Consider the following 22086-nt stretch of genomic DNA (forward strand, 5'->3'; position numbering starts at 1 on the left):
GGTCAAGGGCATGGGCGGCGCCCGGCAGCAGCCCCAGCTTCACTTCCGGCAGCGCGATCTGCGCACCCGGCAGCGCCACGCGGTAGTTGGCGCCCAGCGCCAGTTCCAGGCCGCCGCCCATGCACACGGTGTGGATCGCGGCGACGACAGGCTTCGCCGAATTCTCGACCGTGCGGATCAGGGTGTGCAGAGTCGGTTCCGTGAGCGCCTTCGGCGAGTTGAATTCGCGGATGTCGGCACCGCCCGAAAACGCCTTGCCCGCGCCCGTGATGACGATGGCCTTCACGGCCGGATCCTGCGCGGCGCGATTCAGGCCTTCGACGGCGGCGGTACGCGTCGCCAGGCCGAGGCCATTGACGGGCGGGTTGTTCAGCGTGATGACGGCGACGTCATCGATGACCTGGTAGTCGGCGCTCATGGGTCTCCTTGCGTGGGTGTGATTGTCGGTGGCGACAATATAACCGCTAAAAGAACGGTCGTGTTATTTTTGATCCGTGCCGGGCAGGCGATAGTCCCGGAACTGTTCGCGCAAGCGGTTCTTCTGGATCTTGCCGGTCGCCCCGGTCGGCAGAGAGTCCACGAACAGCACGTCGTCCGGCATCCAGAACTTCGCGACCTTCCCGTCGAAGAACCGCAGCAGCTCCTCGCGCGTCACCTCGGCTTCCGGCCGCCGCACGACGACGAGCACGGGCCGCTCGTCCCATTTCGGATGCCGCACGCCGATGCAGGCGGCCTGCAGCACGCCCGGGTGCGCCATCGCGATGTTCTCGAGGTCGATCGATCCGATCCACTCGCCGCCGGACTTGATGACGTCCTTGCTGCGGTCCGTGATCTGCATGTAGCCGTCCGCGTCGATGGTCGCCACGTCGCCGGTCGGGAACCAGCCGTCCTGCAGCACGTCGCCGCCCTCGTCGCGGAAGTACCGCGAGATGATCCACGGCCCCTTGACGAGCAGGTGGCCGAACGTAAGTCCGTCCCACGGCAGCTCATTGCCGTCGTCGTCGACGATCTTCATGTCCACGCCGAAGATGGCGTGGCCCTGCTTGCGCAGCACGGCGCGCTGCCCGGCGACGGGCAGGTCGCGGTGCCGCGCCAGCAGGCCGCAGGTCGTGCCGAGCGGCGACATCTCCGTCATGCCCCAGGCGTGGATGACCTCGATGCCGAAGCGGTCGATCAGCGTGTCCATCAGCGCGGGTGGGCACGCGGCGCCGCCGATGACCGTGCGGCGGAACGTCGAGAACGTGAGCCCGCTCTGCAGCGCGTAATTGATCAGGCCGAGCCAGACCGTCGGTACGCCCGCCGAGAACGTGACGCCCTCGGCCTCGAACAGGTCGTACAGCGATTTGCCGTCGAGCGCCGCGCCGGGCAGCACCAGCTTGGCGCCGGACAGCAGCACGGAATACGGCAGGCCCCACGCGTTCACGTGGAACATGGGCACGACGGGCAGCACGACGTCGCGCCCGGCCACGTTCAGCGCGTTGGGCAGCGCGGACGCGTACGCGTGCAGCACCGTCGACCGATGCGAATACAGCGCCCCCTTCGGATTGCCCGTCGTGCCGGACGTGTAGCACAGCGACGCGGCCGCGCGCTCGTCGAGTTCGGGCCAGTCATAATCTTCCGACGCCGCGGCGAGCAGGTCTTCGTAGCACAGCAGGTTCGGCATGCTGCCGTCCGAAGGCAGGTGCGCCCGGTCGCTCATCAGCACGAACGCCTTCACGGTCGGGCACAGCGGCGCGATCGCCGCCACCAGCGGCAAGAACGTCAGGTCGAAGAACAGCAGCTGGTCGTCGGCGTGGTTGACGATGTACGCGATCTGCTCGGGATGCAGGCGCGGATTGATCGTGTGCAGCACGGCGCCCGAGCCGGACACGCCGTAATACAGTTCCAGGTGCCGGTAGCCGTTCCACGCCAGCGTGCCGACGCGCTCGCCCATCGCGATGCCCTGCGCCTGCAGGACGTTCGCCACGCGCCGCGCCCGCGCTGCGCACTCGCGCACGCTGTAGCGGTGCATGTCGCCCTCGACCCGGCGCGAGACGATCTCGCTGCCGCCGTAATGCCGTGCGGCGAACTGGATGATGCTGGAGATTAACAGGGGCTGGTCCATCATCCGGCCCATCAACGGAACAGGAGTCATCGGTCTCTCTGGGTTGCTTGTGGGAAGCCGAGTTTCGAACGCTCGTACGGAAAACGTCAACGGAATTCGATGCTGCACTGCACCAGCCCGACATTACCAAACGGTTACGGAATGTAACCCGAATAGGCCGCGCACGTCTTGCGCCCATAGAATCCGCGCGTGTGCGGTAAAATCCGCGCACGAAGAACCAATCAACCCGAGGAAGCGTTATCAGCACCCGCACCGCCGACGATCTGCCATTCGACAATTCCTTTGCCGAACTGCCGCCCGCGTTTTATACGCGCCTGATGCCGACGCCCCTGCCCGCGCCCTACTTTGTCGCGGCCAGCGCGCCGGCTGCGCGGCTTGTCGGGCTCGACGCCGCCGACCTCGCGCGCGAGGATGTCGTCGCCGTCTTCACGGGCAACCACGTCCCGCCCCGCTCGCAGCCGCTGGCCGCCGTCTATTCCGGCCACCAGTTCGGCCACTGGGCCGGCCAGCTGGGCGACGGCCGCGCGATCCTGCTGGGCGACATCGACGGCCCCGAGGGCCGCATGGAACTCCAGCTGAAGGGCGCCGGCATGACCCCGTACTCGCGCATGGGCGACGGCCGCGCCGTGCTGCGCTCGTCGATCCGCGAGTTCCTGTGTTCCGAGGCGATGGCCGCCCTCGGCATCCCGACGACGCGCGCGCTGATGGTGACGGGTTCGAACCAGAGCGTGATCCGCGAATCGATGGAGACGGCCGCCGTCGTCACCCGCATGGCGCCGTCGTTCGTGCGCTTCGGCTCCTTCGAGCACTGGCGCTACCGCGACAAGCCGGAAGAACTGCGCACCCTGGCGGACTACGTCATCAAGACGTTCTATCCGGACCTGGCCGGCGCCCCCAATCCCTGTCTCGCCCTGCTCGAGGAAGTCACGCGCCGCACGGCGCGCATGATCGCGCACTGGCAATCCGTCGGCTTCATGCACGGCGTGATGAACACGGACAATATGTCGATCCTGGGCCTCACGCTGGACTATGGCCCGTTCGGCTTCATGGAAGCGTTCGACGTCGACCACATCTGCAACCACACGGACCAGGGCGGCCGCTATTCGTACGCGAACCAGGTGCCCGTCGGCCACTGGAACTGCTATGCGCTGGCGAACGCGCTGCTGCCGCTGATCGAGGACCAGGAAGCGGCGCAGGCGGCGCTTGACGTGTATGTCGACGCCTACGGCGAAAAGTTCGATGAACTGCTGCGCGCCAAGCTCGGGCTCAAGTCGACGCAAGAGAACGACCGCGCGCTGGCCGACGACATGTTCAAGGTCATGCAGGCGAACCACGTCGACTTCACACTGTTCTTCCGCCGCCTGGGCGACCTGCGCCTGGAAGAACCCGAAACGGATGCGCCGCTGCGCGACCTGTTCCTCGACCGCCCCGCGTTCGACGCGTGGGCCGTCGCCTACCGCGCGCGGCTGCGCCAGGAAATGAGTGTCGATGCGGCGCGCCGGGTTGCGATGCACGCCGTCAACCCCAAATATATACTGCGCAACTACCTGGCCCAGGTGGCCATCGAAAAGGCGCAGAATGGCGACTTTGAAGAAGTGCGCAGGCTGCTCGGCGTGCTCGAGCGTCCGTTCGACGACCAGCCGGAAAACGACGCCTATGCCGCACTGCCGCCGGACTGGGCATCTCATCTCGAAGTGAGCTGCTCTTCCTGAATACGATTTACAACGAGGGATCATGACCGACAAAGTGACAAAGACCGACGCCGAATGGCGCGCCCAGCTGGACCCGATGGAATACCAGGTCACCCGCCACGCGGCGACCGAGCGCGCGTTCACGGGCAAGTTCTGGGACCACCATGAGCACGGCATCTATCACTGCGTGTGCTGCGACACGCCGCTGTTCGAGTCGGACGCGAAGTTCGATTCCGGCTGCGGCTGGCCCAGCTATTTCAAGGCCCTCGATCCGGACAACGTGATCGAGAAGGTCGACCGCAGCCATGGCATGGTGCGCACGGAAATCATCTGCGCCGTCTGCGATGCCCACCTGGGCCACGTGTTCCCGGACGGCCCGCCGCCGACCGGCCTGCGCTATTGCATCAACTCGGCCGCGCTCCGCTTCGAGCCGATCTGAACCAGGGGCGACGTACCGATGAAATTCCTGTTCGACCTGTTCCCGGTCATCCTCTTCTTCCTCGTCTATAAAGTCGCGGACGGCCACCAGGACGCGGCGCACGCGCTCGTCCAGCAATACATGGGCGGCCTGATCGCCGGCGGCAGCGTCACGCCCGACCAGTCGCCGATCATCCTGGCCTCCGCGGTCGGCATCATCGCGACCATCCTGCAGATCCTGTACCTGCTGGCGCGCGGCCGCAAGGTGGACGGCATGCTGTGGCTGTCCCTCGGCGTCATCGTCGTGACGGGCGGCGCGACCATCTATTTCCACGATCCGGACTTCATCAAGTGGAAGCCGACGATCCTGTACTGGGCCTTCGCGCTGGCGCTGTTCGTCGCGCAGGTCGGCTTCCGCAACAACCTGATGCGCAAGGTGATGGAAGCGCAGATCCGCCTGCCGGATGCCGTGTGGGCCAAGGTCGGCTATGCATGGATGGGCTTCTTCGCCGCCATCGGCGTGCTGAACCTCGTGATGGCCTTCATCGTCTTCAAGGGCAACACGGGCGCGTGGGTGAATTTCAAGCTGTTCGGCATCACGGGCATCTTCTTCGCGTTCATCGTCATCCAGACGCTGATGCTGTCGAAGTACATCGAAGAACGCGAGCAGCCGCAGGGCAAGGGAGACGCATGATGGACGACCGCGTGGAACGCATCCGGCAGTCACTCGACGCCGCATTGAGCCCGTCCGTACTGGAGGTCGGCGACGATTCGCACCTGCACGCAGGGCATCCCGGCGCGGCCTCCGGCGGGGGGCATTACCGAGTGAAAATCGTTTCGGAACGCTTCGAGGGACTGAGACTGGTCATGCGACATCGACTGGTATATGATGCCGTGCAAGGTATGATGCACACCGACATACATGCCCTGGCGATTACCGCCGTCGCGCCCTCGGAGCAGTCGTGACGGCGTGTTTTTCGGAAGTCTTAAGTGAGATGTAAGTAAGTCGATCCAGAATCCGCTACGCACTACAAAAACTAATCAAATCCTCGTCCAAGCAACCCCCTCACAGGAAACAAAATGACTTTTAAGCCAGCACGGCTGCTGTTAGCCCTGATCGCTATCGCCGCATCGTTTGCGTACTCGCCTTCGTTCGCACAGAACCTCGCCGTGGTGAACGGCAAAGCCATTCCGTCGTCGCGCGCCGACGCGATCGTCAAGCAGGTCGTGGCGCAAGGCCAGGGCACCGACAGCCCGCAACTGCGCGACGCAATCAAGAAGGACCTGATCTCGCGCGAAGTGATGATGCAGGAAGCGATCAAGCAAGGGTACGACAAGAATCCTGAAGTCAAGGCGGCATTGGAGAACGCCCGCCAGACCATCGTGATCAACGCCCTCGCCCGCGACTACATCACGAAGCACCCGGTGTCCGACGCCGAAGTGAAGGCCGAGTACGACCGCTTCGCGAAGCAGACCGGCGACAAGGAATACCACGTGCGTCATATCCTGTTCGCGACCGAAGACGAAGCGAAGGCAGCCATCGCCAAGCTGAAAGGCGGCGCCAAATTCGAAGACCTGGCCAAGGGATCGAAAGACACCGGCACCGCCAACAACGGCGGCGACCTGGATTGGGCCAGCCCGTCGTCGTTCCCGCCGGAATTCGCAGCGGGCTTCACCAACCTGCAGAAAGGCGCGATCACCGACACCCCGGTCAAGACCCAGGTGGGCTACCACGTGATCAAGCTGGACGACGTCCGTCCGGCCAAGCTGCCGACGCTGGACGAAGTCAAGCCGCAGATTTCCGAAGCGCTGACCCAGCAGAAGCTGGCCGCGTTTCAAGAGGAAATGGTCAAGAAGGCAAAGGTACAGTAACATTGCAGCGCCGGCGGCTTCGGCCGCCGGTTTTCGTCGCCACGGCGACATTTCGTGTTGACCACCGGATCCACCACCGGTTTTAGATAGGATCGAATAAATGATTGTGAAGCCAGCCCGCCTGTTGTTAGCCATGACCGCGATGGTAGCCCTGCCGTCGTTCGCGCAGAACGTTGCGACCGTCAATGGCAAGCCCATCCCCGCGGCCAAGGTTGACCAGGTGGTCAAGCAGGTCGTCGCCCAGGGCAAGGCAACCGATTCCCCGCAACTGCGCGAGGCAATCAAGAAGGACCTGATCGGCCGCGAAGTCCTGATCCAGGAAGCCGACAAGCAAGGCGTCGGCACCCGTCCGGACGTCAAGAACGCAATCGACAACGCACGCCAGAGCATCATCATCAATGCGATGCTGGCCGATTACATCAAGAAAAACCCGGTCAAGGACGCCGACATCAAGGCCGAGTACGACAAGTACAAGGCACAGATGGGCGACAAGGAATACCACGCCCGTCACATCCTGGTCGGCACGGAAGACGAAGCCAAGCAGATCATCGCCAAGCTGAAGGGCGGCGCCAAGTTCGAAGACCTGGCCAAGCAGTCGAAAGACCCGGGCTCGGCAGCGAACGGCGGCGACCTGGACTGGGCAAGCCCGGCCTCGTTCGTGCCTGAGTTCTCGAAGGCCATGACCTCGCTGAACAAAGGCCAGATCACCGAGACCCCGGTCAAGACGCAATACGGCTACCACGTGATCAAGCTGGAAGACGTCCGCGCCGCCAAGATCCCGCCGCTGGAAGAAGTCAAGCAGCAGGTCGCGGAATCGCTGCAACAGCGCAAGCTGGCCGCATTCCGTGAAGAGCTGATGAAGAAGGCCAAGATCCAGTAATCAGGTCACGCCTGAAAAAAGCGCTCCTCGTGGGCGCTTTTTTTTGACCAATTTGTTCGACCATACAACAAACTCGAGACGCCCATGACATTCCGCCATTCCGCCGCCCTCATCCTGTCCGCCCTGGCCGCAAGCGCCGCGACAGCCGCGACCACCCTGCCCCTGTACGTCGGCCAGCCGCTGGCCGGCGCCAAGGTCATGTTCGGCGACTTCGACGTGCAAAAGCCGCTGGACGGCGATGCCGGCCGCATGGACGACGATCCGAAGCTGAAGAACGCCGTCGTCGAAGCCCGCCGCACCAGCAAGGATGCGGCCGCCGACGCGCTCGGCCTGACCTGGAAGGACGCGTGGTTCTCGACCGTGCGCGTGGAGAGCGCACCGCTCGACCTGCGCCCGTACCTGGCCAAGGGCACGGTCTCGTTCGACCTGAAGGTCAATGAACTGGCCAAGGGCGGCCTGAACTTCCGCATCGACTGCGGCAAGAATTGCGAGCGCAAGGTCACCGACGTGCTCCCCGCACGCGCGGCCGAGGGCAAGGGCTGGCAACACCTCAGCTATGCGCTGTCGTGCTTCTACCGCAAGGGCGACGACTTCAGCGCCGTGACGAAACCGTTCGCGCTGGACGGCACGGGCGCCGGCGACGTGGAGATCGCGAACATCCGCATCGACAAGGCGGGCAAGCCGAACCAGGCGTGCCCGGACTACCGCACGGTCAGCGTGACCCCGTCGCCGCTGAACGAATCGTGGTCGCTCGACTGGTGGATGCCGCGCCATGAAGAGAAACTGGCCGAGATCGCGCGCCGCAAGGCCGCCGGCGAGCGCACGGAACTCGTCTTCATCGGCGACTCCATCACGCACCACTGGGAAAAAGAGCAGCCTGAGCTCTTCAAGACGTTCTACGGCAAGTACAACGCGCTGGACCTGGGCTATGGCGGCGACCGCACGGAAAACGTCCTGTGGCGCCTGCAGCATGGCGAGATCGACGGCATCGACCCGAAGGTCGCCGTCCTGATGATCGGCACCAACAACACCGGCTTCCGCCAGGAAGCGCCGGAACTGATCCATGCTGGCATCAAGCGCGACATCGCGGAAATCCGCAAGCGCCTGCCGAAGGCGAAGATCCTGCTGCTGGCGATCTTCCCGCGCGGCGAGAAGCCGGACGACACCTTGCGCGTCCTGAACGAGAAGGTCAACGCGATGCTGCCTAAGCTGGCAGACAACAAGCACGTGTTCTTCCTGAACATGAACAAGGCGTTCCTGGGGCCGGACGGCACCCTGTCGAAAGACATCATGCCCGACCTGCTGCATCCGAACGCCGAAGGCTACAAGATCTGGCAGCGCGAGATGCAGCCGGAACTGGACAAGCTGATGCGCTGACACGTTCCGACCGCATGAACGATAGTCTTGCAGGGATGCTCGAGGCGGCGCAACGTCCCGTATCCCGGTCGCGCCGGCAATTCCTGCACGCCACGTGCGGGGCGGCAGCTGTCGGCGTGCTTGGCACGGCACGTGCGCTGTCCGCCTCGCCACGCCAGCGCGTCATCGTCGACAACGATTTTTCGGGCGACCCCGACGGCCTGTTTCAGCTGGCCCATCACCTGGCCTCGCCTTCCGTCGAGATTCCGTTCGTGATCGGGTCGCATATCCACGTCAACGACTTCCTCGACCCGACGGCGGCCCAGCCGGAGAATGCCGCCGCGAGGGCGCGCGAACTCTACGCAACGATGAAACCGGGTCCGCGGCCGCCCGTCGTCGCCGGGCGCAACGCGGCCCTGTCGGCCGACGCCATGCCGGAACTGAACGAGGCGGCGGGCCGGATCATCGGCGAGGCGCTGCGCACCGACACCGCGCTGCCCCTCTATTACGCCGCCGGCGCGGGCCTCACCGACCTGGCCGTGGCGTTGATGCATGAGCCGCGCATCGGCCGCAAACTGACGCTCGTCTGGATCGGCGGGATGGAGCATGCCGACCTGCTGCCTGGCGTGCCGCAGCGCCGCGACGCCGAATACAATCTCACGATCGACCTCGCGGCCGCGCGGTGGATATTCAACCGGTCGGACGTCGAGGTCTGGCAAGTGCCGCGCAACGTCTACCGCCAGCTCAACATCGGCTATGCGGAACTCGACGAGGGCCTGCGCCCCGCCGGAAAACTCGGCGCGTTCCTGATCCGGCAACTCGAGCGCGTATCACGGCGGATGGGCGCCAACTTCGGCGAAACCTATATCCTGGGTGACAGTCCCCTCGTCACGCTTACGGCGCTCCAATCCGCGTTCGATCCGGATACGTCGTCGAGCGACTACGTCGTACGGCCAACGCCCCGCCTCGCCGCGGACGGACACTACGAGGTCCACGCCGGCGGCCGCCCGATGCGGGTCTACAGGACCATCGATACACGGCTTACGTTCGCAGACATGTTCGCGAAGTTCGCCAGGAGCGGACTGTAGCCGGCGGCTGGACCTGCCGAAGATGTTACTCTACAGTACGTACATCTCGACAACCGGACCACCTATGTTACTCATCGCTACCATCCTGACCGCCATCGTCATCGCCATCCACGTCTACATCGTGCTGATCGAGACCATCCTGTTCCGCACGCGCGGCAGGAAGGTGTTCGGCATCAAGGAAGACCGGGTAGAGGCGCTCGCGCCGCTGATGTCGAACCAGGGGTGCTACAACGGTTTCCTGGTGGCGAGCCTGGCGGTGGGACTGCTGCACCCGAATCCGGCGATCGGGCGCGCGTTCGTCGTGTTCGGGCTCGTGTGCGTGGCCGTCGCGGGCGTGTGGGGTGCGGCGACGGTGTCGCGCCGCATCCTGTTCGTGCAGACCGTGCCGGCCGTGCTGGCGCTGGTCGCATGGCTGGCAGCCTGACGCGGAGCGTGCGCCGATGCTGAACTGGACTCAAGAAAACTACCTGGTCTCGACCGACGACAGCCTCCTGCAGCTCGACGTCATTCACCAGAACCTCTCCCGGACGACCTGGGCCGCGGGCATCGACGAGGCGACGGTACGCAACGCCGTCGCGCACAGCCTCAACTTCGGCCTGTACGACGGCGGCCGGCAGATCGGCTACGCCCGTTTCATCACCGACCATACGACGTTTGCCTACATGGCGGACGTGTTCGTCATCGACGACTATCGGGGCAAGGGACTGGGACGGTGGCTCGTCGAGTGCATGCTGGCCTACCCAGGCATCGAGCGCTATCGACGGCTGCTGCTGGCGACGACGAGCGCGCCCTGGCTGTACGAAAAGCTGGGGTTCACGACGCCCGACAACCCGAAGCTCTTCTGGCACATCAACCGGCCCGGCATCTACAAACAGCGGCCGGAATGAAAAAGCGCTGCCGGGGCAGCGCTTCTTTCATGGGACCGGCCGGATCAGCCCACCCACTTCCGCGCATTCTGGAACATGCGCGCCCACGGCGAATCCTCGCCCCAGCCATCCGGATGCCACGACATCGTGACGGTACGGGCCACGCGCTCGGCGTGCGGCATCATCACGGTGAAGCGGCCGTCCGGCGTCGTGACGGCCGTCAGGCCTTCCGGCGAGCCGTTCGGGTTGAACGGATACGCCTCGGTGGCGGCGCCGCGGTTGTCGATGTAGCGCAGCGCCTTCACGACCTGCGTGATGTCGCCGGTCTGCGAGAAGTCCGCGAAACCTTCGCCGTGCGCGATCGCCAGCGGGGCGTGCGTGCCTGCGAGGTCCTGGAAGAAGATCGACGGCGAATCCATCACCTCGACCATGCCGAAGCGCGCCTCGAACTGTTCCGACTTGTTGCGGGTGAACTTCGGCCACGCGTCGGCACCCGGGATGATCGATTTCAGGTTGCTCATCATCTGGCAGCCGTTGCAGACGCCGAGGCCGAACGTGTCGCCGCGGCCGAAGAATTGCGCGAACGCCGCCTTCAGTTCCGGGTTGAACAGGATCGTCTTGGCCCAGCCTTCGCCGGCGCCCAGCACGTCGCCGTACGAGAAGCCGCCCACGGCGATCAGGCCCTTGAAATCGTCCAGCTTCGCGCGGCCGGCGATCAGGTCGCTCATGTGCACGTCGACGGCCTTGAAGCCCGCCTGGTGCATCGCCCATGCCGTCTCGATGTGCGAGTTGACGCCCTGCTCGCGCAGGATCGCCACGGTCGGACGCGCACCGGTCGCAACGAATGCGCTCATATATGGCGCGGCGATGTTCACGGCAGGGTCGTGCACGAGCTTCGGGGTGAAGCCCGGATCCTGCTCGTCGAGCAGGCGCTCGTATTCCTGGTCCACGCACGCCGGGTTGTCGCGCAGGCGCGCGATGCGCCAGCTCGTCTCGCTCCACAGGCGGTGCAGTTCGCTGCGGCGCTTGTTGTAGATGACCTTCGTGTCGCGCGTGAATTCCACGACGCCGCGGTCGTTCACTTTACCGATGATGTGGCTGCAGGCGCCCAGGTCGAACGAGCGCAGCACGTTCATGACGTCCGACTTCTCGGCGGTCCTGACCTGCACGACGGCGCCCAGCTCTTCGTTGAACAGCGCGCGCAGCGTGAGGTCGTTGCGGCGCTCGCCCACCTGCGCCGCCCAGTTCTTGGCGTCGCCGTGGTCGGACGCGTGCTCGCCTTCCATCGTCAGGATGTCCAGGTTGACGGACACGCCGGCGCGGCCCGCGAAGGCCATCTCGCACAGCGTGGCGTACAGGCCGCCGTCCGAACGGTCGTGGTAGGCGAGCAGCTTGCCGTCGTTGTTCAGCTGCTGGATCGCGGCGAAGAACGCCTTCAGGTCGGCCGGGTTGTCGACGTCCGGCGCGTCGTTGCCCAGTTGTTGCGTCACCTGTGCCAGCGCCGAGGCGCCCAGGCGGTTCTTGCCGCGGCCCAGGTCGATGAGGATCAGCGACGTGTCGCCCAGGTCCGTGCGCAGTTGCGGCGTCAGGGTCTTGCGCACGTCGGTGACGGGCGCGAAGCTCGATACGATCAGCGATACCGGCGACACGACGGCCTTGTTCTCGCCATCCTCATTCCACGTCGTGCGCATCGACAGCGAGTCCTTGCCGACCGGGATCGAGACGCCCAGCGCCGGGCATAGCTCCATGCCGACGGCTTTCACGGTGTCGAACAGCGCGGCGTCCTGGCCCGGCTGGCCACAGGCGGCCATCCAGTTGGCGGACAGCTTGATGGCGGCGATGTCCGCGATCGGCGCCGCGGCGATGTTCGTGATCGCCTCGCCGACGGCCATGCGGCCCGACGCGGCCGCGTCGATGACGGCGACCGGCGTCCGCTCGCCCATCGCCATCGCCTCGCCCTTGTAGCCTTCGAAGCTCAAGGTCGTGACGGCGCAGTCGGCGACCGGCACCTGCCACGGACCGACCATCTGGTCGCGCACGCTCATGCCGCCGACGCTCCTGTCGCCGATGGTGATCAGGAACGATTTGTCGGCCACGGTCGGCAGCAGCAGCACGCGGCGCGCGACTTCTTCCAGGTCCAGGCCCGTCACGTCGACCGGCTTGAACTGCTCTTTCGCGTGCTCGACGTTGCGGTGCATCTTCGGCGGCTTGCCGAGCAGGACGTCCATCGGCATGTCGACCGGCGAAGTATTCGTGATCGGGTCGATCAGGCGCAGCTGGCGCTCTTCGGTGGCGACGCCCACCGCGGCGAACGGGCAGCGCTCGCGCTCGCAGATGGCGGCGAAACGCGGCAGGTCGTCCGGCGAAATCGCGAGCACGTAGCGTTCCTGCGACTCGTTGCTCCAGATTTCCTTCGGCGACATGCCGCTTTCTTCCAGCGGCACCTTGCGCAGGTCGAACGTGGCGCCGCGCCTGGCGTCGTTGGTGATCTCCGGGAACGCGTTCGAGATGCCGCCCGCGCCCACGTCGTGGATCGAGATGATCGGATTCCCGGCGCCCAGCTGCCAGCAGCTGTTGATGACTTCCTGCGCACGACGTTCCATCTCGGGGTTGCCGCGCTGGACCGAGTCGAAGTCCAGGTCGGCCGTGTTGGTGCCCGTCGCCATCGACGACGCGGCCGCGCCGGCCATGCCGATGCGCATGCCCGGACCGCCCAGCTGCAGCAGCAGGCTGCCGACCGGGATGTCGTTCTTGTGGGTGTGTTCGTCCGAGATGTTGCCGATGCCGCCCGCGATCATGATCGGCTTGTGGTAGCCGAACACGGTGTTGCCATTGATGGCGGTCGGGCCCACGTTCTGTTCGTAGACGCGGAAGTAGCCGCCGAGGTTAGGCCGGCCGAATTCGTTGTTGAAGGCGGCGCCGCCCAGCGGGCCGTCGACCATGATCTGCAGCGGCGACGCGATGCGTTCCGGCTTGCCGTAGACTTTATCGCTGCCAGCCTTGTCGGCCGAATTCACGTTGGCGGCGTTTTCCCACGGCTGCACGGCGTCCGGCAGGTACAGGTTCGATACGGTAAAACCGGTGAGGCCGGCCTTCGGCTTGGCGCCGCGGCCCGTTGCGCCCTCGTCGCGGATCTCGCCGCCGGCGCCCGTCGAGGCGCCCGGGAACGGGGAGATCGCGGTCGGATGGTTGTGGGTCTCGACCTTCATCAGCGTGTGCGTCAGCTGCGTGACCGGCGCGTATTCCTGGCTGCCGGCCTGCGGATAGAAGCGCAGCGCGTCCGCGCCTTCCATGATCGCCGAGTTGTCGCTGTACGCGACGATCGTGCCCTTCGGCTGCAGCTGGTGCGTATTCTTGATCATCTGGAACAGGGATTTGTCCTGTTTCGCGCCGTCGATGGTCCACTCGGCGTTGAAGATCTTGTGGCGGCAGTGCTCCGAGTTCGCCTGCGCGAACATCATCAGCTCGACGTCCGTCGGGTTGCGCTGGACGCGGGCAAACGCTTCGAATAAATAGTCGATCTCGTCCTCGGCCAAGGCGAGACCCATCGTGGCATTCGCTTCGACCAGCGCGTCGCGGCCGCGGCCCAATACGTCGATCTGGTCCAGCGGACGGCTTTCCAGGTCCGTGAACAGGGCCTGGGCCTGGTCGGCGCTGCGCAGCACCGTTTCCGTCATGCGGTCGTGCAGCAGCGCGGCGACGCCCTGGATGTCGTCTTCGGCCAGCTTCTTCGGCGCGCCGAAGCCCGTGCCGAGGATGCCGCTCTTCAGGACGATCTTGAACGCGACGCCGCGTTCGACGCGGTGGATGTGGGCCATGCCGCAGTTGTGGGCGATATCGGTCGCTTTCGACGCCCACGGCGAGATGGTGCCCAGGCGCGGGATCACGAAGAATTCCTCGGTGACGCCCTCGTACTGCGTTTCCGGCACGGGCTCCCCATAGGTGAGCATGGCCGTCAAGCGCTCGGTGTCCTCCGTGGACAGGGGGGCGCTTGCGTCGATGAAGTGGTAGTAGCGCGCCGACACGTCGGCAATCGTCGGGGCGACGGCTTGCAGTTGCGTGAGGAGGCGTTGGCTACGGAAAGCAGAGAGGGCGTTGGAACCCGGCAGAATCAACATGGCTTGGAAGTCGGTTGATGCAGCGTGGCTGCGGGTGAAAGAAGCCCGGTATTATACAGCGTTGCCCCCTTTCCCGTCTGGCATGAAGCCCGCACGGGAGGCAAAAAGTTGCCGACCTTGCAGCTTAGCGGTATCGTAGTGTCGAAAAAACCCTGACGGTTTCCGAGACGCATGCCAGAAAACAGCTCATCCAGCCCAGCCGGTACGCCGCAGAACGCGCAGCTCAACAATCAGTTGAATGCGCAACTGAGCGTGCTCATCGTCGACCCGAACCCGGCGCTCAGGGCGAACCTGCAGAACATGCTCAACCAGTCGGGCGTGACGCGCATCGAATCCGCCGTCAACGCGAGCACCGCGATCAAGGCGCTCGCCCGCAAGTCCTTCGACATCGTCCTGTGCGAGTACGACCTCAGTGGCGGAACGGCGAATGCCGAAGGCCAGGACGGCCAGCAGCTGCTGGAAGACCTGCGCCACCACCGCCTCATCCCGCCCTGGGCCATCTTCATCATGCTGACGGCCGAAGGCGCGTACGGCAAGGTGGTCAGCGCGGCCGAGCTCACGCCCACGGACTACATCCTGAAACCGTTCACGGCGCAGGCGCTGCACCAGCGCATCCAGAAAGCGGTCGCCCGCCGTGCCGCCCTGCTCCCCGTGTACCAGCTGATCGCGCAGGCGCGCCCGCGCGAAGCGATCGACGCCGCCATCGAATCGGCCCGGACGCGCCCGCACTACGCCCTCGATTTCGCGCGGCTGCGCGCGGAACTGCACGTGTCGCTGAAGGAGCACGAGCTCGCCGAAACCGTCTACCGCGACGTGCTGGCCGAAAAGCCGGCGGGCTGGGCACGGCTCGGGCTCGCGCGCGCCATCGCCGCCCAGGGCCGCACGATCGACGCGATCCCGCTGCTGGAACACATCGTGGCCGAGAACCCGCGCCTGATGGCCGCCTACGACCTGCTCGCGCGCTGCCAGCAGGAGCGCGGCGACGCTGCGCTCGCGAAGAAGACGCTGGAAGACGCCGTGACCATCTCGCCATACGTCGTGCGGCGCCAGCGCCGGCTGGGCGAGGTGGCGCTCGAAGCGGGCGCCGCGGACGGCGCCGAAAAATCGTTCCGGCAAGTGGTGACGCGTTCCCGTTATTCCGAATTCCGCAACCCCGAAGACCACGTGAACCTCGTCCGGGCGCTCGTCGGCAAGGGCGATCCGGCCGGCGCGTCGACCGTGATCCGCGACCTCGAACGCTCCCTCCGGGGCACGCCCGCGGCCGATGCGTGCAAGGCGATCTCGGTGGCGCTGCTGCACGACCTGGCCGGCAATGGCGCGGCCGCCGTCAAGGAACTCAAGCTCGCGGTGGACGCCGTACGCGCGGGTGGCGCGCTGTCGCCCAATATGCGCGTCGGCCTCGCGCAAACGTGCCTCGCGCACCGCATGGACGACGAGGCGTCGGAAGTGATGCTCGGCGCGCTGAACGGCGGCGACGACGCGCTGTCCGCGCAGCAGGCGCTGAACGTGTTCGTGCGCGCGGGCCGGCCCGACCTCGCGGACGGCATGGGCAAGCAGTTGCGCGCCCAGGCCCAGATCCTGCTGGGCGTCGCGGACGAGAAGCGCAACATGGGCGACGTGCGCGGCGCCGTGCAAACCCTGCTGGAAGCGCTGCACATGGCGCCGAACAACCTGCAGGTCATGATCGCGGTCGTCGGCGGCGTCCTCCGCCAGATCATGGAGATGGGCTGGGACCACCCGCTGGCCGCGCTGTCGGAAGAACAGCTGGAGCATATCCGCGCGCTCGATCCCGCGCATCCGCGGCTCGCGGCGCTGGATGCGGAGATGGAAGCGGCGAAACGGAAGTACGGTATCGCGAACTGAGCTCGACCTGACCGCCACTCAGCGCTTGCGGACGTACCGCGGCGCCTGCCCCGCCAACGGCTTCGGCGGCGGCGGCAGCGCGCCCTCGACGCGGTTGATCACGACGTCGCGGTAATACGGCATGCTCAGGCCTGACTGCGCCGGTCCCGCCAGCAGGCCGGCCATGCCCTTGCTGTACATGCCGTCGGTCGCCTCCACCACCGGCTTGCCGTCGACGTAGCCGCGGATGCGCGTCCCGCTGAACTGCAGCTTCAGCGTATGCCAGCGGTCGGCGGCCACGCCGGCCAGCGGCGCCCGGGCCAGCACCTTCTCTCCACCCTCGGCCGCATCGTTCGCCGCCTTGATCAGCGCCTGCTGCTCGGCATCGCCGACCAGCGCTTTCTTGTCCACCTTGCCGCGCACGACGACGAGGCGCACCTCGCCCGCGCCGTCCAGTTCCAGCAGATAGCCTTTCGGGATCGCGCCGTAGCCGCTGCCCACGTCGTTGATCCGGCCCATCACGGCGGCCGATTCGCCGCCGCGCACCCTCACGTCCGCACTGACCTCGTAGTCGGTCCAGCCGTCGTCGCCGAGGATCGTGTACGGCTTCCAGTCCGGCGCCCACGAATGCGGTCTCACGGGCACGCTCTGGCGCAGGCAGGTGCGCTGGTCGCCAGGGCACGGCGCCAGCTCGAACGCGCCCTCGATGTCGGCGAAGTAACGCGGCAGGTAACCCCAGGCGCGCGCATCCCGGTAACGGTCGAAGTCTACGCGGTACGGGAACGGGAAGGCCTGCTGCGCGGGCACCCCGGCGAATCCGCCCTTTTGCTGGCCGCGCGTGGTCGTCAGCGAATAGATCGCGTCCGGATCGACTGTCAGCGCCACCGCGCCGCCCTCCGGATGCAGGTCCGCGACGTGCACGAACTGCGCGCGCGCATCGCTGCGCCACACGGCCACGTCGGCCGTCGACAGGCCCGCGCCGACCGCCACGCGCACCGTCTGCGGGGCCTTCGCCCGGCGCGTCTCGATGATCACGCTGTAGTCCGGGCCGGGCGATTTCAGCGTCACGTAGCTGCCGCCGTCCTGCAGGGCGCCGCTGCCCTGCGGCACGTAGGTCCATCCGGCCGCCGTGAACTGGCCGTAGTGCGCGTAGGCCCACAGTTGCGGATTGATCTCGTAATGGCCGCTCCATGGCCAGTTCGCCCGGATGGCCGCTTCCTTCACGCCCGAATACGGCTCCAGCGTGTACAGGCCCGCGATGCCGTACCAGTTGACGATCTTCGTCACGCCGCTGTCGATCCAGTTGCGGTTGAACGCCTGGACGATCCCCAGCGCGCCGTCGAATCCGGCCACGTAGACGTGCTGCTCGGTATTCCAGATCGGCTTGCCCATGCCGGCCGCCGCCTCGCGCACCCACGTGGGCACGATGTATTCGGGCGCGTTGATGTGGGCACCGATGATGTCGATCGCGTCGCGCAGGCCCGCATCCTTGGGCATGTCCTTCACGAAATCGAATTTATCGTCGGGCCAGTTATCGAAACTGTGCAGCTTCACGTTGGAGAATCCGCCGGCGTCGAGGCGCGCGCGCAGCGTCTTTGCGAAATCGTAGCTGACGCCCCGTTCATTGCGGCTGCCGATCGCGTCGAGTTCGAGCCCGTACACGTCGCGCAGGCCTTTCAGCCAGCTGACATAGTAGTCGGCCCCGTCGGGCGAAAAGAAGTCGCGGTTGCCGCCGTCGCCGATCCATCCGGGCGCGCTCCACGCGGCCGCGTCCAGGGTCAGTGCGGGATTGCGCCGCTTCGCCTCGCGCAGCACCCACCACGTGTAACCGCGGCCGTAGTCGACCTCCGTGCGCGTATGGCGGTGGCTGGGCATGGAGCCCTGCGTGGAATTCCCGTCGCCCGGTATCTCCACGATCAGCGCGCTGATCGAGGCGCCGAACTTCGGCTTGTACATCAGGTCGAGGATCTGGCTGCGCTGCGGCTCCGGATAATCCTTCAGCAGCACGGACGTCGCCCCGCCGCCGTCGACCACGCCGATGCCGTCGAAGCGGGTGCCGGGCGCGCGGCCGTCCAGCGTGATGGTCTGGACGCCGGCATGGGCGGGCAGCGCTGCGGTCAGCGCCAGGGAAAGCAGGAAGGTTCGTCGTGTAGTCATGGCCGCAGTATGGGCCGCGGCTTACGCAAAGAACAATTCCGATTTCATATGGGAGCTTACGAAATCGGCATACCTGCGGCCTCGCCATACCCGCCCCCACCCGGCGTCTCGATGACGAACACGTCCCCAGCCTGCATGTCCACCTTGCCGATATGGCCCAGCTCCTCGACGCGTCCTTCGGCCCGCTCGACGAGATTGCGCCCGCGCGCGCCCGGCGCCCCGCCGGCCATGCCGAACGGCGCATGCACGCGGTTGTTGGACAGGATCGCGGCCGTCATCGGTTCGAGGAAGCGGATGCGCCGCACGCCGCCGTTCCCGCCGTGCCAGCGCCCCGCCCCGCCGGAACCGGCGCGGATCGCATAGCTCTCCAGCCGCACGGGGAAACGGAATTCCAGGATCTCCGGGTCCGTCAGCCGGGAGTTCGTCATATTCGTCTGCACGACGTCCGTGCCGTCGAAGCCCGGGCCCGCGCCCGAACCGCCGGAGATCGTCTCGTAATACTGGTAGTGCGCATTCCCGAACGTGAAGTTGTTCATCGTGCCCTGCGCCGCCGCCATCACGCCGAGCGCGCCGTACAGCGCGTTCGTGATGCACGTCGACGTCTCCACGTTGCCCGACACGACCGACGCCGGATAGTGCGGATTGAGCATGGAGCCCGGCGGGATGATGACCTTCAGCGGCTTCAGGCAGCCGGCGTTCAGCGGAATCTCGTCGTCGACGAGCGTGCGGAACACGTACAGCACCGCCGCCATGCAGACGGCGGACGGCGCGTTGAAATTGTTCGGCAGCTGGCCGGACGTCCCCGTAAAATCGATCTCCGCGCTGCGCGCCGCGCGGTCGACGCGGATCGTGACTTCGATGCGCGCGCCGTTATCGAGCTCGTTGACGAAGTGCCCGTCCTGCAGCGCCGTGATCACGCGCCGCACGGCTTCCTCGGCATTGTCCTGCACGTGCCCCATGTAGGCGCGCACGACGTCCAGGCCGTAGAAGGCGACCATCTTGCGCAGCTCGTCGACACCCTTCTGGTTCGCCGCGACCTGGGCCCGCAAGTCGGCCAGGTTCTGGTCCGGATTGCGCGCGGGCCAGCGTGCGCCGGCCAGCAAGGCGCGGGTGTCGGCCTCGCGCAGCACGCCGTCCGCGCCGTCGACCAGCTTGAAATTGTCGATCAGGACGCCCTCCTCCTCGATGTGCGTGGAGTCGGGCGGCATCGATCCCGGCGTCGTGCCGCCGATGTCCGCGTGGTGGCCGCGCGAGCCCACGTAGAACAGGATGTCGCGGCCCGCCGCGTCGAACACGGGCGAGATCACCGTCACGTCGGGCAGGTGCGTGCCGCCGTTGTACGGGTCGTTCAGCACGTAGACGTCGCCCGCCTTCATCGTCCCTGCGTTCTTGCGCATCACGGCCTTGATGCTTTCGCCCATCGACCCGAGGTGCACGGGCATGTGCGGCGCGTTCGCGACGAGGTTGCCGTCCGCGTCGAAGATGGCGCAGCTGAAGTCCAGGCGCTCCTTGATGTTGACGGAGTACGCCGTGTTCTGCAGCCGCAGTCCCATCTGCTCGGCGATGGACATGAACAGGTTGTTGAAGATCTCCAGCATCACCGGATCGACCGTCGTGCCGATCGCGTGGCGCTGCGGCAGCGCGTGCACGCGGCGCAGCACGAGGTGGTTGTACGCCGTGACCTCGGCGCGCCAGCCCGACTCCACGATCGTCGTCGCATTCGCTTCCGCGATGATGGCCGGGCCGTCGATGACGTCGCCCGGCGCGATGTCCTGGCGGCCGAGCTGGATGCGCTGGCCGGCGTTCGACGGCCCGCGAGCGCATCGCGCCCTGGTCGGCGAGGCCCATGCCATAGGCCGAGAGCACGCCCGCCAGCGAATGGATGAACACCGTCTTCATGCCCAGTGCGTCCGCGACGAGGCAGGCGTGCTGGCCGCCCGCGCCGCCGAAGCTCGTGAGTGCGTAGTCCGTGACGTCGTGTCCGCGCTGCACCGAGATCTGCTTGATCGCGTTCGCCATATTGCCCACGGCGATGCGGATGAAGCCCTCGGCGACGGCTTCGGGCTGCGGCCGCGTCCCGGTCGCGCGTTCGACGTCGTCGGCCATCGTTTCGAAGCCCGCGCGCACGGCGGCGGCGTCGAGCGGTTGGTCCGCACCAGGTCCGAACAGGCACGGGAAGTGCTGCGGCTGGATCTTGCCGAGCATGACGTTGCAGTCCGTGACGGCCAGCGGTCCGCCGCGCCGGTAGCTCGCGGGCCCCGGATTCGCGCCGGCGCTGTCCGGCCCCACGCGGTAGCGGCTGCCGTCGAAATGCAGGATCGAGCCGCCGCCCGCGGCGACGGTGTGGATGCTCATCATGGGCGCGCGCATGCGCACGCCGGCCACCTGCGTCTCGAATACGCGCTCGAACTCGCCCGCATAGTGCGACACGTCCGTCGATGTGCCGCCCATGTCGAAGCCGATGATGCGCTCGAAGCCGGCCAGGCGGCTCGCGCGCACCATGCCGACGATCCCGCCGGCCGGACCGGACAGGATGCTGTCCTTGCCGTGGAATGCGCGCGCGTCCGCCAGGCCGCCGCTGGACTGCATGAATTGCAAATTCACGCCCGGCAGCTCGGACGCCACCTGGTCCACGTAGCGGCGCAGGATCGGCGACAGGTAAGCGTCGACGACCGTCGTGTCGCCCCGCGCCACGAGTTTCATCAGGGGACTCGTCGCATGCGACACGGACACCTGCGTAAAGCCGATGGCGCGGGCGATGCGCGCGACGGCTTCCTCGTGCTGGCAGTAGCGATAGCCGTGCATGAACACGATGGCGAGCGCGCGGATGCCGGCGTCGTACGCGGCCTGCAGGTCGCGCCGCGCGGCCGCTTCGTCGAGCGGCACGACGACGTCGCCGTGGGCGCCGATGCGTTCGTCCACTTCGATCACGCGGCCGTACAGCAGTTCGGGCAGCACGATGTGGCGGTCGAACAGGCGCGGACGGTTCTGGTAGGCGATGCGCAGCGCGTCACGGAAACCCCGCGTGATCGCGAGCACGGTGGGCTCGCCCTTGCGCTCCAGCAGCGCATTGGTCGCGACCGTCGTGCCCATCTTGACGGCGTCCACCTGTCCGGCGGGGATCGGCGCGCCGGGCGCCAGGCCGAGCAGGTGACGGATGCCGGCCACGGCCGCGTCCCGGTACTGTTCAGGATTTTCCGACAGCAGCTTGTGCGTCACGAGGCTGCCGTCGGGCCGGCGCGCCACGATGTCCGTGAACGTACCGCCGCGGTCGATCCAGAACTGCCAATCCATCGTATGCCCCCAGAATGTCATCGAGCGGCTATTGTAGTCGCGCGCGGCGCCGATTTTGGCGACAATGCAGTTTTCGCAACCCTCACGCCTGGAACCGCCATGGACAATCCGCTCTACAGCGTCGCGCAGATCCGCGCCATCGAACAGGCCGCGCAGTCGCAGCTCCCGCCGGGCACGTTGATGCGACGCGCCGGCGAGGCCGCATCCACGTATGCGCTCGAAGTGCTGGGCGGCCTGCCGACGGGCCGCATCCTCGTGCTGGCCGGCCCCGGCAACAACGGCGGCGATGCGCTGGAATTGGCCGCGAACCTGGCCAATTTCGGCGCGAACGTGGACATCGTCCACCTCGCCGGCCCGGCGCCGTCGCCCGAAACCCGGCACGCCCTCGCGCGGGCCCAGGC

General features: G+C 66.4%; 16 protein-coding genes and 1 pseudogene. 12 read left to right on the forward strand and 5 right to left on the reverse strand.

The features are described from left to right. Both ACEN88_RS05750 and ACEN88_RS05755 read right to left on the reverse strand, forming a co-directional pair. Window positions 1-418, reverse strand: a 418-nt coding sequence (locus ACEN88_RS05750; RefSeq protein WP_413337822.1) for an enoyl-CoA hydratase/isomerase family protein, incomplete at its 3' end; no start/stop codon positions are given. 63 nt (window positions 419-481) lie between these two features. Next, the gene (locus ACEN88_RS05755; RefSeq protein ID WP_413337823.1) at window positions 482-2134 is read right to left on the reverse strand and encodes a 3-(methylthio)propionyl-CoA ligase; all 1653 of its coding nucleotides are present in this window, start codon (window positions 2132-2134) and stop codon (window positions 482-484) included. Window positions 2135-2421: 287 nt separating this feature from the next. Between ACEN88_RS05755 and ACEN88_RS05760 the strand changes: the two genes are divergently transcribed. The 10 genes from ACEN88_RS05760 to ACEN88_RS05805 all read left to right on the forward strand — a co-directional run bounded on the left by ACEN88_RS05760 (window position 2422) and on the right by ACEN88_RS05805 (window position 10295). Next, a complete protein-coding gene (locus ACEN88_RS05760; RefSeq protein WP_413337824.1) occupies window positions 2422-3816 on the forward strand; it encodes a protein adenylyltransferase SelO in 1395 nt (464 codons plus the stop codon). Between the two features lie 22 nt (window positions 3817-3838). Further along, on the forward strand, window positions 3839-4234 hold the full coding sequence (gene msrB / locus ACEN88_RS05765; protein WP_413337825.1) for a peptide-methionine (R)-S-oxide reductase MsrB: 396 nt from the start codon (window positions 3839-3841) through the stop codon (window positions 4232-4234). An 18-nt stretch (window positions 4235-4252) separates the two neighbouring features. Continuing rightward, a complete protein-coding gene (locus ACEN88_RS05770; RefSeq protein WP_413337826.1) occupies window positions 4253-4906 on the forward strand; it encodes a septation protein A in 654 nt (217 codons plus the stop codon). Further along, window positions 4903-5178: a BolA family protein gene (locus tag ACEN88_RS05775; RefSeq protein WP_036229424.1), complete on the forward strand. Its 276-nt coding sequence runs from the start codon at window positions 4903-4905 to the stop codon at window positions 5176-5178. The genes ACEN88_RS05770 and ACEN88_RS05775 overlap by 4 nt, the downstream gene beginning before the upstream one ends. Window positions 5179-5292: 114 nt before the next feature. Beyond that, on the forward strand, window positions 5293-6084 hold the full coding sequence (locus tag ACEN88_RS05780) for a peptidyl-prolyl cis-trans isomerase (RefSeq protein ID WP_413337827.1): 792 nt from the start codon (window positions 5293-5295) through the stop codon (window positions 6082-6084). A 100-nt stretch (window positions 6085-6184) separates the two neighbouring features. Then, window positions 6185-6964 (forward strand): peptidylprolyl isomerase, encoded by a 780-nt coding sequence (locus ACEN88_RS05785; protein WP_056129624.1) that lies wholly within the window; start codon window positions 6185-6187, stop codon window positions 6962-6964. A gap of 84 nt (window positions 6965-7048) precedes the next feature. Beyond that, window positions 7049-8341, forward strand: coding sequence for a GDSL-type esterase/lipase family protein (locus ACEN88_RS05790; RefSeq protein ID WP_413337828.1), 1293 nt, complete (start codon window positions 7049-7051; stop codon window positions 8339-8341). 14 nt (window positions 8342-8355) lie between these two features. Next, window positions 8356-9408 carry a hypothetical protein gene (locus ACEN88_RS05795; RefSeq protein WP_413337829.1) on the forward strand — a complete coding sequence of 351 codons (1053 nt, stop codon included), beginning with the start codon at window positions 8356-8358 and terminating at the stop codon, window positions 9406-9408. A gap of 64 nt (window positions 9409-9472) precedes the next feature. Then, complete coding sequence (locus ACEN88_RS05800) at window positions 9473-9832, forward strand: DUF1304 domain-containing protein (RefSeq protein WP_413337830.1); 360 nt, start codon at window positions 9473-9475, stop codon at window positions 9830-9832. Window positions 9833-9848: 16 nt separating this feature from the next. Next, window positions 9849-10295: a GNAT family N-acetyltransferase gene (locus ACEN88_RS05805; RefSeq protein WP_413337832.1), complete on the forward strand. Its 447-nt coding sequence runs from the start codon at window positions 9849-9851 to the stop codon at window positions 10293-10295. A 44-nt stretch (window positions 10296-10339) separates the two neighbouring features. On the opposite strand, the gene purL is transcribed toward ACEN88_RS05805, so the two are convergent. Beyond that, window positions 10340-14392 (reverse strand): phosphoribosylformylglycinamidine synthase, encoded by a 4053-nt coding sequence (purL, locus tag ACEN88_RS05810; protein WP_413337833.1) that lies wholly within the window; start codon window positions 14390-14392, stop codon window positions 10340-10342. 171 nt (window positions 14393-14563) lie between these two features. Here purL and ACEN88_RS05815 point away from each other — a divergent pair, with 171 nt between their 5' ends. Beyond that, window positions 14564-16255: a response regulator gene (locus tag ACEN88_RS05815; protein WP_413337834.1), complete on the forward strand. Its 1692-nt coding sequence runs from the start codon at window positions 14564-14566 to the stop codon at window positions 16253-16255. An 18-nt stretch (window positions 16256-16273) separates the two neighbouring features. Here ACEN88_RS05815 and ACEN88_RS05820 read toward each other — a convergent pair whose 3' ends face one another. Together ACEN88_RS05820 and ACEN88_RS05825 are read right to left on the reverse strand one after the other, a co-directional pair. Continuing rightward, complete coding sequence (locus ACEN88_RS05820) at window positions 16274-18391, reverse strand: hypothetical protein (protein ID WP_413337835.1); 2118 nt, start codon at window positions 18389-18391, stop codon at window positions 16274-16276. A gap of 56 nt (window positions 18392-18447) precedes the next feature. Next, a pseudogene (locus tag ACEN88_RS05825) lies at window positions 18448-21685 on the reverse strand (hydantoinase B/oxoprolinase family protein). Between the two features lie 180 nt (window positions 21686-21865). Between ACEN88_RS05825 and ACEN88_RS05830 the strand changes: the two are divergent. Beyond that, window positions 21866-22086: NAD(P)H-hydrate epimerase (locus ACEN88_RS05830; RefSeq protein WP_413337837.1), on the forward strand; the 221-nt coding region annotated here is incomplete at its 3' end.

The organism is Massilia sp. CT11-108 (genome assembly GCF_047302915.1).
Classification (GTDB): domain Bacteria; phylum Pseudomonadota; class Gammaproteobacteria; order Burkholderiales; family Burkholderiaceae_D; genus Telluria; species Telluria orientalis.